General features: G+C 61.4%; 17 protein-coding genes and 1 pseudogene. 7 read left to right on the forward strand and 11 right to left on the reverse strand.

Annotated elements, in window-relative coordinates; genetic code table 11:
- Positions 1 to 142: 142 nt before the first annotated feature.
- The gene (locus tag VKR55_RS26690) at positions 143 to 304 is read left to right on the forward strand and encodes a cupin domain-containing protein (RefSeq protein WP_324408108.1); all 162 of its coding nucleotides are present in this window, start codon (positions 143 to 145) and stop codon (positions 302 to 304) included.
- 65 nt (positions 305 to 369) lie between these two features.
- Here VKR55_RS26690 and VKR55_RS26695 read toward each other — a convergent pair whose 3' ends face one another.
- The 3 genes from VKR55_RS26695 to VKR55_RS26705 form a co-directional block, all read right to left on the reverse strand.
- Positions 370 to 1377, reverse strand: coding sequence for a VOC family protein (locus tag VKR55_RS26695; RefSeq protein ID WP_324408109.1), 1008 nt, complete (start codon positions 1375 to 1377; stop codon positions 370 to 372).
- A gap of 170 nt (positions 1378 to 1547) precedes the next feature.
- Positions 1548 to 1865 carry an ABC transporter substrate binding protein gene (locus VKR55_RS26700; protein ID WP_324408111.1) on the reverse strand — a complete coding sequence of 106 codons (318 nt, stop codon included), beginning with the start codon at positions 1863 to 1865 and terminating at the stop codon, positions 1548 to 1550.
- A 116-nt stretch (positions 1866 to 1981) separates the two neighbouring features.
- A complete protein-coding gene (locus VKR55_RS26705) occupies positions 1982 to 2380 on the reverse strand; it encodes a hypothetical protein (RefSeq protein WP_324408113.1) in 399 nt (132 codons plus the stop codon).
- A 320-nt stretch (positions 2381 to 2700) separates the two neighbouring features.
- On the opposite strand from VKR55_RS26705, the gene VKR55_RS26710 reads away from it, so the two are divergent.
- A complete protein-coding gene (locus VKR55_RS26710; RefSeq protein WP_324408114.1) occupies positions 2701 to 3000 on the forward strand; it encodes a hypothetical protein in 300 nt (99 codons plus the stop codon).
- Between the two features lie 1159 nt (positions 3001 to 4159).
- Here the strand turns inward: VKR55_RS26710 and VKR55_RS26715 are convergent.
- Positions 4160 to 4909 carry an SDR family oxidoreductase gene (locus VKR55_RS26715; protein WP_324408116.1) on the reverse strand — a complete coding sequence of 250 codons (750 nt, stop codon included), beginning with the start codon at positions 4907 to 4909 and terminating at the stop codon, positions 4160 to 4162.
- Between the two features lie 109 nt (positions 4910 to 5018).
- Between VKR55_RS26715 and VKR55_RS26720 the strand changes: the two genes are divergently transcribed.
- The 4 genes and pseudogenes from VKR55_RS26720 to VKR55_RS26735 all read left to right on the forward strand — a co-directional run bounded on the left by VKR55_RS26720 (position 5019) and on the right by VKR55_RS26735 (position 9079).
- Positions 5019 to 5789 carry a methyltransferase domain-containing protein gene (locus tag VKR55_RS26720; RefSeq protein WP_324408117.1) on the forward strand — a complete coding sequence of 257 codons (771 nt, stop codon included), beginning with the start codon at positions 5019 to 5021 and terminating at the stop codon, positions 5787 to 5789.
- Positions 5790 to 5921: 132 nt separating this feature from the next.
- A complete protein-coding gene (locus VKR55_RS26725) occupies positions 5922 to 6923 on the forward strand; it encodes a TRAP transporter substrate-binding protein (protein WP_324408119.1) in 1002 nt (333 codons plus the stop codon).
- 278 nt (positions 6924 to 7201) lie between these two features.
- A pseudogene (locus VKR55_RS26730) lies at positions 7202 to 7546 on the forward strand (TRAP transporter small permease); the annotation flags it as partial.
- A 249-nt stretch (positions 7547 to 7795) separates the two neighbouring features.
- The gene (locus tag VKR55_RS26735) at positions 7796 to 9079 is read left to right on the forward strand and encodes a TRAP transporter large permease (protein WP_324408270.1); all 1284 of its coding nucleotides are present in this window, start codon (positions 7796 to 7798) and stop codon (positions 9077 to 9079) included.
- 3 nt (positions 9080 to 9082) lie between these two features.
- Here VKR55_RS26735 and VKR55_RS26740 read toward each other — a convergent pair whose 3' ends face one another.
- The 6 genes from VKR55_RS26740 to VKR55_RS26765 all read right to left on the reverse strand — a co-directional run bounded on the left by VKR55_RS26740 (position 9083) and on the right by VKR55_RS26765 (position 14380).
- Positions 9083 to 9868 (reverse strand): ABC transporter ATP-binding protein, encoded by a 786-nt coding sequence (locus VKR55_RS26740; RefSeq protein WP_324408120.1) that lies wholly within the window; start codon positions 9866 to 9868, stop codon positions 9083 to 9085.
- Positions 9856 to 10911 carry a dihydrodipicolinate synthase family protein gene (locus VKR55_RS26745; RefSeq protein WP_324408122.1) on the reverse strand — a complete coding sequence of 352 codons (1056 nt, stop codon included), beginning with the start codon at positions 10909 to 10911 and terminating at the stop codon, positions 9856 to 9858. The genes VKR55_RS26740 and VKR55_RS26745 overlap by 13 nt, the downstream gene beginning before the upstream one ends.
- 8 nt (positions 10912 to 10919) lie before the next feature.
- A complete protein-coding gene (locus VKR55_RS26750; protein WP_324408124.1) occupies positions 10920 to 11744 on the reverse strand; it encodes a GNAT family N-acetyltransferase in 825 nt (274 codons plus the stop codon).
- Positions 11731 to 12768 (reverse strand): NAD-dependent epimerase/dehydratase family protein, encoded by a 1038-nt coding sequence (locus tag VKR55_RS26755; protein WP_324408126.1) that lies wholly within the window; start codon positions 12766 to 12768, stop codon positions 11731 to 11733. The genes VKR55_RS26750 and VKR55_RS26755 overlap by 14 nt, the downstream gene beginning before the upstream one ends.
- Before the next feature lie 18 nt (positions 12769 to 12786).
- Positions 12787 to 13554: an ABC transporter permease gene (locus tag VKR55_RS26760; RefSeq protein ID WP_324408127.1), complete on the reverse strand. Its 768-nt coding sequence runs from the start codon at positions 13552 to 13554 to the stop codon at positions 12787 to 12789.
- 178 nt (positions 13555 to 13732) lie between these two features.
- Positions 13733 to 14380: a TetR/AcrR family transcriptional regulator gene (locus VKR55_RS26765; RefSeq protein WP_324408129.1), complete on the reverse strand. Its 648-nt coding sequence runs from the start codon at positions 14378 to 14380 to the stop codon at positions 13733 to 13735.
- 100 nt (positions 14381 to 14480) lie between these two features.
- On the opposite strand from VKR55_RS26765, the gene VKR55_RS26770 reads away from it, so the two are divergent.
- Positions 14481 to 15488: an ABC transporter substrate-binding protein gene (locus VKR55_RS26770; protein WP_324408131.1), complete on the forward strand. Its 1008-nt coding sequence runs from the start codon at positions 14481 to 14483 to the stop codon at positions 15486 to 15488.
- Between the two features lie 15 nt (positions 15489 to 15503).
- Here VKR55_RS26770 and VKR55_RS26775 read toward each other — a convergent pair whose 3' ends face one another.
- Positions 15504 to 16334, reverse strand: coding sequence for an IclR family transcriptional regulator (locus VKR55_RS26775; protein ID WP_324408133.1), 831 nt, complete (start codon positions 16332 to 16334; stop codon positions 15504 to 15506).
- Positions 16335 to 16433 lie beyond the last annotated feature (99 nt).

Consider the following 16433-nt stretch of genomic DNA (forward strand, 5'->3'; position numbering starts at 1 on the left):
GCAGTCGTCCACCGCCGTCGCCTCTCTGGACCGGACAGAACCGTAACCGTCGTCACGTTTGCTCATTTGCTTGCAAATTAATGAGCAAATCATCTCATGATCGAGCACAATCCGGGAAGGCGGCCCTCACCGGGGGCTTACCGTGCTCGAAGGCGAGGGGCTGATGGAGATCGGCAACGAGAAGCAAGTCGTGCGCAAGCACGATGTGATCTTCCTGCCGCCCGGCGTCGAGCACGCGATCTCGAACACCGGACTGGTCGATCTGGTGTTTCTGGTGGTGACGTCGCCTGTGAGCGACGACTAATGCAGGATGATTTTTAGTTGAATCGGCGCGTCGCGAACTCGTTCACCTCCCGACGGCGCCGATTGTCATTGCCGGCTCTGCGCCTTCATGGCATCCCACCAAGGGCAGACGCCTTTGAGGCGCGCGTAATTGCCGTCGATCACCTGAACGGGCGCCCGCCTCTGCTGGTTCTGTGCATCATGCCGCAGCTCGGCAGGCGGATCCTCGCCGCCAACAGCACGGAACAGTCCATCATGGCCCCAAAAACTCGCCAGCGTATCTACCTCGTGCGGCTGCCACGTGGCGTCGTCCACGTCGCGGCCGCCCCAGCCATATTCGAGAAAAAACTCCGATGGCGTGCGCATGTAGAAGGACGTCATGAAATCGTTGCTGTGACGGCCAAGCGTGGCAACAATCTTCTCGCGATCCATCAGCGCCAGGTCATAACCCTGGCCGACATCGTCTAGCGAATAGAGTTCGACCATCAGATGGTTGAGAACATTCACCGGTGCCTCGACGAGGGCGATGCTGTGGTGCCGCGGATTGACGTGCAGGAAATAGGCCTTGATCGGCGCGAGCGAATAATCGCTGATGCGAAAGCCGAGCAGGTCGCGGTAGAACGCCAATGCGCCTTCGATGTTTTGCACCGTGACCAGAACATGCCCCATCCCGAGCGGCCCAGCGCGAAATCCCGAAATCAAGCGGCTGGGGCGAAACGGCGTATCAGCAACCGCGGCGCCGTGGAACGCTTCCAAACGATTGCCGGCTGGATCGCAAAACGAGATCAGGCCGGACACAAAGCGCTGGTCCGCAAGCGCAACCGGCTCGCGCTGCACGGCAACGTCGGCCTGCTCCAGCCTTGCAGCAAGCGCCTCCAGTGCGGCGGCGTCCGCGACCTCCCAGCCAAAATAGTTCATACCGCTGGGCACGGCGCCGTCGAGCACAAGGCGCTGCTTTCGGTCATCCATGCGGAAGGCGCGCGTGCTGCCGCCGCGATCGACAGCTTCCATGCCGAGGCCCTTCGTCGCCAACGCCGTCCAGTCGTCTAGTTTCGCGGTTCCGACGCCGAGATAGCCGAATGCCCGGATTTCCATGACATCCCTCCCTTTGGTTAAGGAAAACCTTATCACCCGACGGCCCCTTGGGTCGAGGAGTTGAAGGCCACAGTATTGCGACGGCCGCCGAACACGCGGCGCCGTCCCTCAAGCGGACGGCATCCGAAACTCTTCACACTTTCGGACTCATGCATCGCGGCAAATGCGTCCTATTCGATCACCTCGTCCGCACTTGCCTGCAGCGTCTGGGGCACGGTCAGGCCGAGAGCCTTGGCAGTCTTCATGTTGATGACAAGATCAAAACGGGTCGGCTGCTGGACCGGCAGATCGGAGGGCTTCGCGCCTCGGAAGATGCGATCGATGTAGGGTGCGGTCTGTCGGAACAGATCAACATTGTTGACGCCGTAGCTCAGGAGCCCACCCTGCGCCACGTAATACCGATAAGGATAGACTGCCGGCAGTCTGAAACGCTTAGCGAGCGCGACGATCTGAGTGCTGTGGCTGGCGAAAAAGGCGTCAGGGATCACGATACGTTGCAGCGCGCGCTTAGCTGGCCAGGCCGAGAGAGACGGCGCAAAGGGCAAGAGCAAGAAAAAGAGCTTTCATGATATTACGTCACCACTTGGTTCCCCAGTGCGCGCCCCTATCTAAGTTGCGGCCCCAATTTGGCTGTACACCTTGGCGGCGCATCTATTTTTGCGGTTCCCGATGCATCGGCCATGATCTCGGCGACGGCGCTTCTCAGGTTTTTTAGGCTCTCCCATTCCGCTGAACTAATGTACCGGTTAAAGTCAATTGGAATATCGCCCGCAGTGCAATTTTGAGCTATTTGCTCTGCAGTCTTGCCCTTAGCAAACTCGATGAGCAGACGTGCGCGACATAATTCCCGCTGATCGCGCGGAGGGAGCGCACCGATGGCCGCTTTGTTGTAATGGAGATGCGCTTGCGCAATTGATGCGTAATCGGCCTCTGTAAGTACGCAGGGCAATGCTTGTGCACTTGAAGCCCAGGCAGCTAACATTGCGATAAGTATTGATCTCATTGTCTGCTCCCTGCTGGCTCCACTGGATCAGAGTTGAGTCTGTTCCTCACCTGCATATTCTGCATATTCATCATTCGAACGGGGTCGAATCGGGCAGTTTACTATGGAAGAAGCAGATGCACCTTTGCAATGAGTCAGGCAGCTTGGCATGACTCTTTTTAGGTCACGCCTCATTGCAAATCCATCTTCATTCTCTACCGCTTGGCGAGTTACATTTCGCAGACTAAAAATCTTCCAGCACGCGAATCTGCCGATAAAGAAGCGCAGGGAGCGGCTGCAAACGCTATTTTCGTTGGCACGGGTTTTTGAGGTAACGAAATATGGCTAGCCAGGTACTTGAAATTGCCCGCCAAGGGGGAGCCGAGTTTCGCTCGGTACGCCTGTCATTTGATGACGATGGCACGATCAAAATGGAAGCGCAGGATATCGGCCCCTCCGTCACCCGTATTTGGGGCGACGGCGACTACGAATTTTGGGTGCGGGTGCCGCCGGCTTCGGTGACCAAGCTTGCTTTCGAACTGCTGCGTGAGAAGTTTTCGGGCCAATTGAACGCGGTCGATGGGTTCCGGGACTGGTGCAAAACGCATGGCGTTCAACATGAATTTGATTCCTGGATTTGAGGGCATTGGGGCATATACGCGCATAATCCTGACTTGCGTTCTGGGTCAAAGGACTAAACCGCTCGCGCGGTAGGGCATTGCGGCTGGCGGCACAGCAAAGCAATAGGCGACAGGGCATCCTGACGAGTAGGACCATTAGCTTGTTGCGCGGGATGATCGAAGACGTGGCGGTCCGCAAGTCCACGGCGGAGCCTCAAACGGCCGGCATCCGAAACCCTTCACTTGAAACGCCAAACTCCGCGTGTGAGCACAATACGTCTGCTTTCGGGCGGATAGAGACCAAACCTCTCCTTGGCCCGTCAAGTTGAGCCTGCGCGCCCTCGGGCAGCGGATTGTCCCCAAATAACGAGATGTGATGACCCGACAGGCAAATCACTTCGTCTAATCAGAAGTCATTTGGGTTAAGTCAAGCCCTTCCGCGAAAAATATTCTGTTTCCGTTTTACAGAAAATCATGGTTGTCTCCCCGCATCCCGAGTCCCTTGAGAGGGACGTATCGCGATCGTCACGGACGTTGGACACGGGATGCGGTGGACGTGAGGGTGCTCAGCGCGGCTTGCCGCGCCGACGAAAGCATTCCTTGCGGACGAGCGAAATCGTGCGGTCCTGACGCCCCGACGCTGGCGTCAAGTCTCGCGGATGATGACCGCGAGGCGACGGAGGCTAACAAGCCCGGTACTCCGGGGAGACCACGTATAAGCCGTAAACCATCGCGCAGGGAATGCCGGAGTGTGTTCGGTTGTACCTGTTGATGACTCGTGTGCGTTTTTTGCGCATTTGCTGCACGCGAGGCTCGCGGGTGCAACGGCACCCGGCATTCCCTGCGCCCTCCTGATTTTCGAGGGCGGCGAATGATGCATCACTCGGGCTTTTCGAGCCGCGGGAACGCGGAGGTGTGTCTCACCGTCGTCATTGCGAGGAGCGAAGCGACGAAGCAATCCAGCTCTCAACTTGCGGCGCTATGGATTGCTTCGCGGAGCCTGTCATCGGGCCGCGCTTCGCGCGGACCCGTTGGCTCGCAATGACGGTATGGCTGTTTGACAGTTGAATATGGACGGACCATCGCGGCAACGGGAATCGCAGGGGGTTGGCAAACGCGCGCTCGCGCCATGCCCCCGGCCTCATCGGGTTCTTGTTTGTATTTGCGACGCTCGCTTGGCCTAGAACTGATAGCGGCGCAATCCGCCATCGACCGGGATCACCGTGCCGGTGATATAGCGCGCCCGCGGCGAGGCCAGGAAAATGGCGAGCACGGCGAGGTCTTCGGGCTCACCCCAGAAGCCAACGGGAATTTCCTCTTCGGCAAATCGCTCGCGGTAATCCTCCGGATAGTTGCGCCGGATCTGCTCGCTCATGATGCGTCCTGGCGGAATGCAGTTGATGGTGATGCCGTGCTCGCCGATCTCGCGCGACAGACCCTTGGCCCACGCATGGACCGCAGCCTTGGCCGCAAATGCCGCGTTCAGACCCTCCGGCTCCGACTTGCCGGTGATGTTGATGATGCGGCCCCAGCGGCGCTGGATCATCTGCGGCAACAGTGCATGCGCGATCTTCCGGTAGCTGGTGAAATTGAGCGCAATGGCCTCATCCCAGGCGCTGTCGGGCGCATCGACCGGAAGCGGCCGGCTGCCGCCGGCATTGTTGACCAGGATATCGACATGGCCGAGCTCGGCGATGGCAGCGGCAGCAAGCTTGTTTGCGGCGCCTTCGGCCACGATGTCCTGCACCAGCGGGATGATGGTGCCGCCGGCGGCCTTGGTCTCCGCTACCAGCGTGTCCAGGAGCTCCTTTCGCCTTGCCACCGCGACCACGCGCGTGCCTTCCTCCGCCAGCCCCCTGGCGATCGCGCGCCCGATCCCGATGCTGGCTCCCGTGACCACTGCCGTCTTGGACTTAAGCTCCAGATCCATGTCCGTTCTTTCCGTCAAGATGAATTGCGTTGCGAGGGCCGCGCGTGTAGTACGCAGGCCGCCGCTCACAGCAAGCATATCGGTCGAAGAAAATAAAGTTGGTTGCACGATGGTGTGGGATCCCCAGCAATACCTGAAGTTCTCCGGCCACAGGCTGAGGCCGGCGGTCGATCTCTTGATACGCATTTCGGACTTTGCCGTTCGCAGCGTCGCCGACCTTGGCGCGGGTGCGGGTAACGTCACAAAGCTCATCAAGGAGCGATGGCCGGAGGCAGCCGTCACCGGCGTCGAAGGCTCGGCCGAAATGGTCGCCGCCGGGAAGAAGGCCGCGCCCGAGATCGAATGGCTGCAGCAGGATCTGGCCTCCTGGCGTCCCGCGCAGAAATACGACGTGATCTATTCGAATGCGGCGCTGCATTGGTTGCCGGACCACGCGAGCCTGTTTCCCGCCCTGATGCAGAAGGTCGAGCCCGGCGGCATCCTCGCGGTGCAGATGCCGCGGAATTTTACCGCGCCTTCGCATTTGCTGATTGCGGAAACCGCCCTCAACGGACCCTGGCGCGGCAAGGTGGAGCATCTGGTGACGCCGCCACCCGTCGGCGAGCCTGGATTCTATCACGGCCTGCTCGCCCCGTTGTCCGACACCATCGATATCTGGAATACCGAATACCTCCAGGTGCTGGAGGGGGAGAACCCTGTCAAGGAATGGACCAAAGGCACATGGCTCACGCGCTATCTCGATATTCTGCAGGGTGAGGAGAAGGCAGCCTTCGAGGCCGCCTACGGCGAGCGCGTGGCAAAAGCCTACCCCAAGAACGCGTCCGGACAGACGCTTTTTCCCTTTCGGAGGCTGTTCATGGTAGCGCAGCGCAAGCGCTGATCGGCGCGGAGCGCGAGCCATGTGGAATGCGGCTTAGGTCTAGTTGTTGCGTTTTGTGTTTGCTGCCAGTAGAGCAACCAAACCAAGAAGAAAAACACGCGATTTCAGCGCGAGCTCAAAGAGGGGAGATTCATGCGTAAGTTGATTCTTGCTACTGTTGCCGCCGTCTTCATGATGGCGCCGGCCGCTGCATTGGCGGACGAGCCGATCGTCATCAAGTTCAGCCATGTCGTTGCCGCCGACACGCCGAAAGGCAAGGGTGCGCTCAAATTCAAGGAGCTTGCCGAAAAGTACACCAACGGCAAGGTCAAGGTTGAGGTTTATCCGAACTCCTCGCTCTACAAGGACAAGGAGGAGATCGAGGCGCTGCAGCTCGGCTCGGTGCAGATGCTCGCCCCATCCACCTCGAAATTCGCCCCGCTCGGTGTGAAGGAATTCGAGGCGCTGGATCTGCCTTGGCTGTTCAAGGACGACGAGACCTATGCGAAGGCCATGAAGGGGCCGGTCGGCCAATACCTGTTCAAGAAGCTCGAGGTCAAGGGCATCACCGGCCTTGCCTATTGGGACAACGGCTTCCACATGATGTCGGCCAATCGGCCGCTGATCAAGCCCGCGGATTTCCAAGGCCTCAAGATCCGCATTTCCGGATCGAAAATCGCCGACCAGTATTTCCGCAATCTCGGATCGATCCCGCAAATCATGGCGTTCTCGGAAGTCTACTCTGCGCTGCAGACCGGCGTGGTCGACGGTTGCGAGAACACGCCCTCGAACTACCTGACCCAGAAGTTCTACGAAGTGCAGAAGGACATCACGGTGTCCTATCACGCGCACCTGCAGTATGCCGTGATCGTCAATTCGAAATTCTGGAGCGGCTTGCCGCCGGATATCCGCAGCGAGCTGGAGAAGGCGATGGCGGAGGCGACCGACTATACCAACTCGATCGCGCGCAAGGAGAACGAGGACGCGCTGGCCGCGATCAAGGCGTCGGGCAAGACCACGCTGCATTACCTGACCGACGATGACCGCAAGGCGTGGCAGACGGCAATGCAGCCGACGTACAAGTGGGCGAAGGGACGGGTCGGGCAGGAGGTGCTCGATCTGATCTCCAAGGAACTCGACGTCAAGATGAATTGACGATCGACCCTTCCGGAAAATAACAAGAACAGAACGGTCGGGAGTGAAGCACACTCCCGGCCGTTTCGATGTTGGATGCGAGCTGATTTTGGGGGACTGATTTGCTTCGCGCGTTGAATAATGTGCTCGATCATCTCGAAGAATGGCTGATCGCGACGCTCATTGCGGCCGCCACGGGATTGATCTTCGTAGCCGTCGTCCACCGCTACGGCACCGGGTTGTCGGCCGATGTCGCCAAATGGGCGACCGCGCACGGGCTCACGCTGCTCGCGTCTGCGATGAAGGGCATCTTCTCCTGGCTCGCCCAGCTCGATCTGTCCTGGGCGCAGGAGCTCTGCATCTACATGTTCATCTGGATGGCGAAGTTCGGCGCCGCCTATGGCGTGCGCACCGGCATCCATGTCGGCGTCGACATCCTCGTCAACCGTCTGCCGGCGCACTCGCGCAAGCAGGTAATTCTGTTCGCGCTGCTGTGCGGCGCGCTCTTCACCGGCATGATCGCGGCGTTCGGCGCATCATTTGTCGGCGAGATGTTCCAGACCGGCCAGCAATCGAACGACCTCGAAGCGCCGATGTGGATTGTCTATCTGGCTATCCCGCTCGGTTCGGGCCTGATGTGCTACCGCTTCCTGCAGGTCTCGTGGTTCTACTTCTGGACCGGGGATTTGCCCCACCACGACGAGACCCATGTCGAAGGTGTCGAGGCGGAGGCGGACGTCTCGCCGGCGCTCCATCCGCAGCCGGCGGATGCCGCAACCGAGGCCGCCGCGCGCAAGGTCAGCCCACTCGGGGTTATCCTGATTCTGGTGCCGATCCTCATCTTTGCGATCTGCCTCGCCGAGAAGTCCGGCATCCTCGTGCTGCCACAGGCGTTGCGCGCCGCCACCATCTTCGCGCTGCTGATCTCGTTGATGCTCACGGGAATTCCGGTCTCGATCGCGCTCGGCCTGACCGTGATGACCTTCCTGTTCACGCTGACCGCGGTGCCGATCGAGGCAGTCTCGATGAAGCTCTTTACGGGCATCGAGAGTTTCGAGATCATGGCGATCCCGTTCTTCATCCTTGCCGGCAATTTTCTGACCCATGGCGGCGTCGCCCGGCGGATGATCAACTTCGCGACCTCGCTGATCGGACACCTGCATGGCGGGCTTGGCCTTGCCGGTATCGTGGCTTGCGCGATGTTCGCGCTGGTGTGTGGATCGAGCGTCGCCACCGTTGCCGCGATCGGCGCCATCGTGTTGCCCGAAATGGTCAGGCACGGATATCCAATGCGGTTCGGCGCCGGCATCATCACGGTCGCGGGCTCGCTCGGCATCCTGATGTTGCCGTCGATCCCGAAGATCGTCTATGCGGTCGCAACCAACACCTCGATCGGCGCGCTGTTCGTCGCCGGGCTGCTGCCGGGTTCGCTGCTTACCGTCATGCTGTGCGTGGTGACCTGGTACCTGGCACGCAAGCGCGACTATCCGTTGATGAAAAAGGCAAGCTGGGCCGAGACCTGGCACGCGTTCCGCGAGAGCATCTGGGGGCTGATGCTGGTCGTGATCATTATCGGCGGCATCTATAGCGGACTGTTCACCGCGACAGAGGCGGCGGCGATGGCCGCGGTCTATTCGTTCCTCATTTCGGTGTTCGTCTACAAGGCGCTCAGCTTCAAGGACGTGCCGCGGGTGCTGTTGCGTGCCGCGAATACCAGCGCGATGCTGCTCTACATCATCACCAACGCGGTGCTGTTCTCGTTTGTGCTCAGCAATGAAAACATTCCGGCCGCGCTCGCCGACTGGATCATAGGGCAGAATCTCGGCTGGGTCGGCTTCCTGGCGCTCGTCAACATCCTGTTGCTCGCCGCCGGAAACTTCATGGAGCCGAACTCGATCATCCTGATCATGGCGCCGATCCTGGCGCCGGCGGCCAAGAAGCTCGGCATCGATCTCGTCCATTTCGGCATCGTGATCGACGTCAATATGGAGGTCGGTCTCTGCCATCCTCCGGTCGGCCTGAACCTGTATGTCGCGTCGATGATAGCGGGAATGCGCATCACGGATCTGGCGGTCTCGGTCCTGCCATGGCTGCTCACGATGCTCGGCTTCCTCATCCTCGTGACGTATTGGCCGGAGCTCACGCTGTTCCTGCCGAGACTGCTCGGAATGCACTGAGGGCTAGCTCGCGGCGAGTCCAAGGCTTTGATAGATACGCCGCGCATAGGCGCCGAATTCATCGGTGGTCTTGATCGGCAACGTGCGCGGCGACGGCAGATCGATTCTGAAGTATTCCGCCATGCGCGCCGGACCTGCTGTGAGCACCGCGCAGTGGGAGGCGAGGAATACCGCCTCCTGGATCGAGTGCGTGACGAACAGGATGGTCTTGCCGCTCTCGCGCCAGATCTTCAGCATCTCCAGATTCATCTGCTCGCGCGTCAGCGCATCCAGGGCGCCGAACGGTTCGTCCATCAGGATCAGCTTGGGATCATGGATGAAAGCGCGTGCAATCGCCGCGCGCTGCTGCATGCCGCCGGACAATTGCTGCGGATATTTGTCCTCGTAGCCGGACAGCCCGACCAGGTTGAGGAGGTCGCGTGCCCGTGCGCGCGCGGCCTTCATCGGCAGCCCGACGATCTCGGCCGGCAGCAACACGTTGTCGAGGATCGTACGCCATTTCAGGAGCAGCGCCTGCTGGAACACCATGCCGATATCGCGGGCCGGATCGAACGGCGTCCGGGCGTTGCCGATTGTCACATGCCCGCCGTCGGCGCTATGCAGCCCCGCCAGGATCTTCAACACCGTGGTCTTGCCGCAACCGGATGGACCGACGAGAGAGACCAATTCGCCCTCCTGCACGTCCATGGTGACATCGGAGACCGCGAGGAACTCCTGCCCTCCCGACCGATAGACCTTGCGGACATTGCGCAGGCTGATGAAGGGCGCGGCGTCGCTCATGCCAGCCATTTCCACAAATGGGCGGCGACGAAGTCGTCATCAGAGAGGTCGGCGTGCTCGTTACAGACGCGGTCGATCTCCTGCATCTGCCCGGGGCTCAGGCCCTCGTGCGGATCGAGGCACCAGATGCCCTGCATCAGGCCCTGCCGCCGCAGCACTTCATGGCAGCCGGCGATGCAGCCGTGGAAGTTATTGGCGACATCGAAGAAGGCGCTGTTGCAATCGGTCACGCGCGCATCGAGGGCGAGCAGATCGGCGGGCACGACTGCCTTGTTGCGCGCGGCCTTGCAGGCTTCGAACTGCTTGATCGCAGTCTGTGTCCACACCGACCAATGGCCGAGCAGGCCGCCGCGGATATGGGTCCGTGTGGTCACGCCATTGTCGCGGAGATCGAAAGGTAGCGCCAGATCGAGCAGGATGTGGTCGTCATTGCCGGTATAGAGGGTGATGCGGTCGAGTGCGCCGGCAGCGACGACGCCACGGAGCACATCGAGCGTGCGGTAGCGGTTGAACGGCGCGATCTTGATCGCAATCACATTGTCGATCTCGGCAAAGCGCCGCCAGAAATTCGCGGAGAGAATCACACCCCCGACGGCGGGCTGCAGGTAGAAGCCGACCAGCGGGATTTCGCGGGCGACGCTGCGGCAATGGGCGACGATCTCGTCCTCGCTGGCTGATTTCATCGCCGCGAGACTGAGGAGGCCCGCATGATAGCCGATGTCGCGGGCGATCTTTGCTTCCGATATCGCCTGCTGCGTCGGACCAACGAGGCCGGCGACCAGCACCAGCGGCCGCTTGGTCCAGTGCGCCGCCGTTTCCGCCGCAAGCTCCAGCACCAGCCGGTACAGGCCAACATCGCGGATCGCGAATTGCGTGGTGTGGACGCCGACCGCGAGCCCACCGGCGCCGGCGTCGATGTAGTAACGCGTCAGTGCGCGCTGATGGACCTTATCGAGCCGGCGGTTCGCGTCGAGCGCGAGCGGATGGGCGGGCAGCACCGTGCCCTCGGCGATCAGGCGACGGACGTCGGATTTGATTGCGCTGTGATGCATGGTCTGTCCTATCCGAATTCCGGGCCGGCAACGGCAAATGGCAGCTCCGTACCCGCGACGGTGGCGCGGCCGAAGCGCATGCGCTGGAACGGCCGCTCGATCGTCCAGCCGTCCGCTTTGAGTCCGTCAAGAAATACGGTCTGCGCCGCAATGGCATCGATCAGGAGCGGACCGCTCTCGGCGGCTGCAACGTTCCGGACCATCGCAAGCGCATGGGCTGATGATTCGGCAAACAGCGGACCGATATGGCGCGCGCTACGGCCGTCGCGGACCAATGCCACGGCATCGCCGTTGGAGATCAGCCGGGAGCCGGCGCGCCCGCTGAGCTCCTGCAGCAGGCCGCGGCGGTCAAAGCCCATCGCTCCGATGTCGCAAGTCAGGAATTCCGTTAGTGTAGCGGCGGGAAGGGGCGCGCCGCCACTGCCTGGCGCGTTCGCAAGCCGCAGTCGCCGCAACTGGATGGTCGGTGCGAAGCCAAGCGGACCATAGACTTGGGCGCCGTCCGGCGTCGCGTCGAGCCAGGTGGTGAGACCGAGCTTCGTTGCGGTGTTGAGGCAGGCGTCGACCAGCCGCGTCGCGAGCCCCCGACGGCGCCAGCTTTCGGTGACCAGCACCATGCTGATCCAGGCATCGGTCTCGGTATACGGCAACAGCGCTGCGGTCGCGACCAGATTGCCATTGCGGTCGCGCGTGCCGAATACGATGCCTTTGGTCAGGAAGAATTGCCAATCCGCCTCATTCTGATTCCAATGCGCTTCGGTCGAGAGCTTCAGCCCGCCGGCGGCATCGTGTGGATCGAGCTGGCTGATGGCGAGATGCTCAGTATCGGCCATCGCGCACCTCGTATTTCGTCGGCTTGCCAAGGCTTGGCATCGACCGCGACACCCAGTCTGCAGTCCATTTGATGAGCCGGCCGGTATCGACAACGGGAAGGCCGAACAATTTTACTGCCTGTGAGGTGTCGGTGAGCCATGCGGTCGGCTCTTCCTTGCCGACAATCACGGGCGCGCGACCGAGCAGCTTGCCGAATTTGCCCGCGAGATCGCGCACCGCGAGGATCTCATAGCCACTGACATTGATCGGAGAGGTCGGCATCTCGCAATGGGCAAGGCAGCGCAGCGCTTGCGACGCCGCATCGCCCTGCCAGATGAAGTTGACATGGCCGAGGCTGACATCGATCGGCCTGCCGGAGGCGACCTTGGTCGCGATATCGTGCAGCACGCCATAGCGCATGTCGATCGCATAATTGAGACGGAACAGGCGGCCCGGCGTTTTGAACTGGTGCGAGAAATACTCGAACATGCGCTCGCGCCCGACGCAGGATTGCGCGTATTCGCCGGGCGGATTGGGCGCCATGCTCTCGTCCGAGCCTTGGCCGTCGACCGGCACGAAAGGATAGACGCAGCCGGTCGAGAACGCGACGATGCGCGAGGTGCGGAACGCCTGCGCGACCAGCGCCGGCACATGCGCGTTCATCGCCCAGGTCAGCGCCAGATTGCCCTCCGCGCCGAATTTGCGTCCGGCCATGAAGATGACGTTGGCAGACTTTGGCAACGCGTCGACAGCGGCCGCATCCAGGAGATCGCAATGGATGGTCCCGACGCCGCGCGCCTCGAGCCATTCCCTCACGCCTGGCTCGCTGAAGCGCGCGACGCCGATCACGTTGCGGCTCGGCTGCGCCGCCTTGGCAAGGCCCGCCAGCGTCGGTCCCATCTTGCCGCCGACGCCCAGGATCATGATATCGCCGTCGACCTTGCCGAGATCGTCGATCAGCGCCTGGCTCGGGCGGCACAGGAGTTCGTCGAGCGCTTCGATATCGGCGATAGTCTCCGGCAGATTGTCGCGCGAGAGCAGCATGTCTCTTCCCTGATTGTCTCATTGCAGGCGGATGTCGCGGACCACGAACAGCCGTTCGAGGCCGAGCACCAGGCCGTAAAGGGCGACGCCGAGCAGCGTCAGCAGGATCACCGCCATCACCATCGCCGGCGTATCGAGCGCGGACTGCACCTGGATCATGAGATAGCCGAGCCCGCGGTCGGAGGCGATGAACTCGCCGACGATGGCGCCCGCGACCGCAAGAATGGCGCCGACCTTCATGCCGGAGAACACATAAGGCAGCGAGCCGGGGAGCTGGATCTTGCGGAACAAGGTCCAGCGCGAGCCGCGTAGCGACTTGACGAGATCAAGCAGGTCCGGCTCGACCTCGGAGAGGCCGCGCGCGGTCGTGAGCAGGATCGGGAAGAAGCAGATGGAAAACGCGATCAGGACATTGGCGAAAATGCCGTAGGAGAACCAGACGATGACGAGCGGCCCCATCGCCACCTTTGGAATCATGTTCAGGGTCACGAACAGCGGCAGCAGGATCAGCGCCACTGCCCGCGACCAGGTGAAGATCAGCGCCAGCGCCACGCCGACGATGGCGCCGAGCGCGAAACCGCCCAGGATTTCGCTCGCGGTGACGAGAAGATTGGAGGCCCAGGCATATTGAGCATTGCCAAGGGTCGAAAGCGCCGCGAGCGGCGAAGGCAGGATGAATTTGGGAACGTGAAAAGCGTCGACCACGACCTGCCACAGCACGATCACGGCCAGATGCACGACCAGGATGATTGTCACCGGTCCTGCCGGTCGTCCGCCGCTGTTCACGTTGCTCTCCTCCTTGCCGACTAACCTATTGCTGCAACAGACATCTTTCAACCGTTTGGTTGATAAATGACCGACCCGGCCCTACTCCGTCATTGCGAGCAAAGCGAAGCAATCTACACTGGCTCCGCGGCGACAGTCTGGATTGCTTCGGAGCTCACGCTCCTCGCAATGACGGCTGCTACGGCCGCAGAGCCTGGAGCACCAGGTCGACCACATGCTTGCGGCGGGCGCGTTTCGCCGCCGGCTTGCTCAGGTCCGTGCCGAAGATCGCCGACAGGGTCGGCGTGTTGGAGAAGAAGAAATAGCTCAGCCCCGCGATCGAGATGTAGAGATGGACCGGATTGATGCCGCGCCGGAAGATCCCCTCGCGCACGCCCTGTTTCAGGATCTTGTCGACCAGGCTGACCAGCGGCGAATGCATGGCCTCGAGTTTGCGCGAGGTGCGGACGTGGCGGGCGCCGCCGCGGTTCTCGTCGTTCAGCAGCACGATGAAGTCCGGGTGGGCGTCGAGGTGATCGAAGGAACTTTCGATCAGCTTGCGGATCGCCTGTTCCGGCGGCAGGCCCTCCAGGTTGAGGGCGTGTTCGTGGTTGCGGATCTCCTCGTAGACCCACTCCAGCACCGCGAGATAGAGCGCATCCTTGTCGCCGAAATAATGATAAACGAGCTGCTTGTTGACGCCGGCCCGCGCGGCGATCTCGTCGACGCGGGCGCCGGCCAGCCCCCCGTCGGCGAATTCGCGCCGGGCAGCGATCAGAAGCTTTTGCCGTGTCGCCTCGGGATTGCGCCGTTGCGGCTTTTTGCCGTTTGCACGTCTATCGGGCATTTCCAACCAAACAGTTGACAAGTCGTGTCGTCCGCGGTTGCATTGGTAGCGTCACCGACGGGCATCGACAAGTACGGGTTGTGGAGAGGGAACGTCGCCAATGAAAAAATATGCCAGGTTGATGGGAGCAGCATTTGCACTTGTGCTTCCGGCGGCTCCCGTCGCTGCCGCCGAGCCGGTCAATCTGATGCTGAACTGGACGCCGACCGCGGATCATTCGCCGTTCTATTACGCCAAAGCGCAGGGCTGGTACGAGAAGGCCGGCATCGATCTCACCATCGAGATCGGCAAGGGCTCGGGCGTGTCCTCGCTCAAGGTCGGCTCCGGCGGCTCGCCGTTCGGCATCGCCGATCTCGCCACCATGCTGGTGGCGAAGAGCAAGGGCGCCGACGATGTGGCGGTCATGAGCATCTATGCCAATACCGGTCAGACGTTCTACTGGCTGAAGAGCTATGGCGTGAACGGACCAAAGGATTTTCCCGGCCACAAGATCGGCAATCCGCCCGGCGATGCGTCACGGGTGATGTGGCCAGCATTCGCGAAGGCGGCGGGGATTGCGCCTGATTCCGTGACCTTCGTCAATGTCGGACCGACCGCCAAGATCGCGGCGCTGAAGACGCATGCCACCGACATCATCAGCGACTTCTACAACGAGCACGATCTGAAGGTGATCGAGTTCGGAAGCGACCTCGGCTACCTCAACTGGAAGGATATCGGGCTCAACCCGTACGGCAATGCGCTGATCGTCAATGGCGCGTACCTCAAGAAGAACCCGAAGCTAGTGGAGGATTTTGTGAAGATCACGCAGAAGGCCTTTGCCGCCTGCGTCGCCGACGTCACGCCCTGCCTGAAAGCGCTGTTGAATAACGTCTCCGGTCTCGACAAGGAGAATCAGCAGCGGCAGTGGGAGCGTATCAAGGTTCTGATGACCGATGAGTTCACCACGACCAAGGCGCTCGGCTGGATCGACGGCGAGCGCATGAAGAAGGATTACGAGCTGGTGCAGACCTATCTCGGCATGGAGAAGCCGTTCGATGTGCAGACGGCGTTCACGACGAAGATGCTGGACACGTCGATCAAGATGGATGCGAGCAAGGTAAAGAAGTGACGCGCCACAGGCGCATCATCGCGAGCGAAGCGGCGAGGTCGCGTCCTCGACCAGCGAACGGATGCTGCGTGCCAGCCCCAGGATGCGCGGCCCGCATTCGCGCTCGACCTGCTCGGCGCTGAAGCGGAACGAGGGGATGCCGCAATTGACCGAGAGGCAGTCGCCGCCCGGCGTGCGATAGAGCGGAGCGGCGACACCAAAGATTTCGCGCCGCCATTCGCCCAGTGATACTGCGAAGCCGCGCTCCTTGCAGAGCTCGATGTCCGGCAGCGTTCGGCGCGCGACGTATTCGGTTTCGTCGGGGCGCTCCGCCTTCATCGCCGTGACATAGGCCTCTAGCTCATCCTTCGTGTAGAGCGACAGCAGAGCGCGGCCGACCGCGGTCGTCGACATCGCGCTTGAAAAGCCGACATCGGGTACATGCGGCGCTGCATCCGTGGTGCGCAGCGTCTCCACATAGATGAAATCGAGGCCGAACGGCATCGCGATCGACACCGTGCCGCCGGCGTAGGCCGCAAAGTCGCGCATCAGCGGACGCGCGGTCTGCCGCACCTTGATCGCGGCGAGCAGCGGGTACGCGTTTGCGAGCACGCCTAGCCCGAGCACGAAGCGGCCCTTGGTGTCGCGCTTGAGATAGCCGAGCTGCGCGAGCGTGTAGGTCAGCCGCGACACCGTCGGCCGCGACAGCCCGGTGTGCTCGGCAAGCTCGGCGTTCGAGAGCGGGCCGCCTCTCGAGCGGAATGCCGCCAGCACGTCGAGCCCATGCGCGAGCGTCGTCGCAAAGGAGGGGTCGCCTTGCTCCGCGCGCTGCTTGGAAAGAGCCTCAGCCTGAGAAATCACGGCCACGGCAACTAATATCGGTCATGAATTGCAATATTGTCAATATATCGAAACGAAATTGCACTTTGTATCGACATGGGGGTATAACCCTCCCAAAAGGGCCGG

The organism is Bradyrhizobium sp., from assembly GCF_035309285.1.
GTDB lineage: Bacteria > Pseudomonadota > Alphaproteobacteria > Rhizobiales > Xanthobacteraceae > Bradyrhizobium.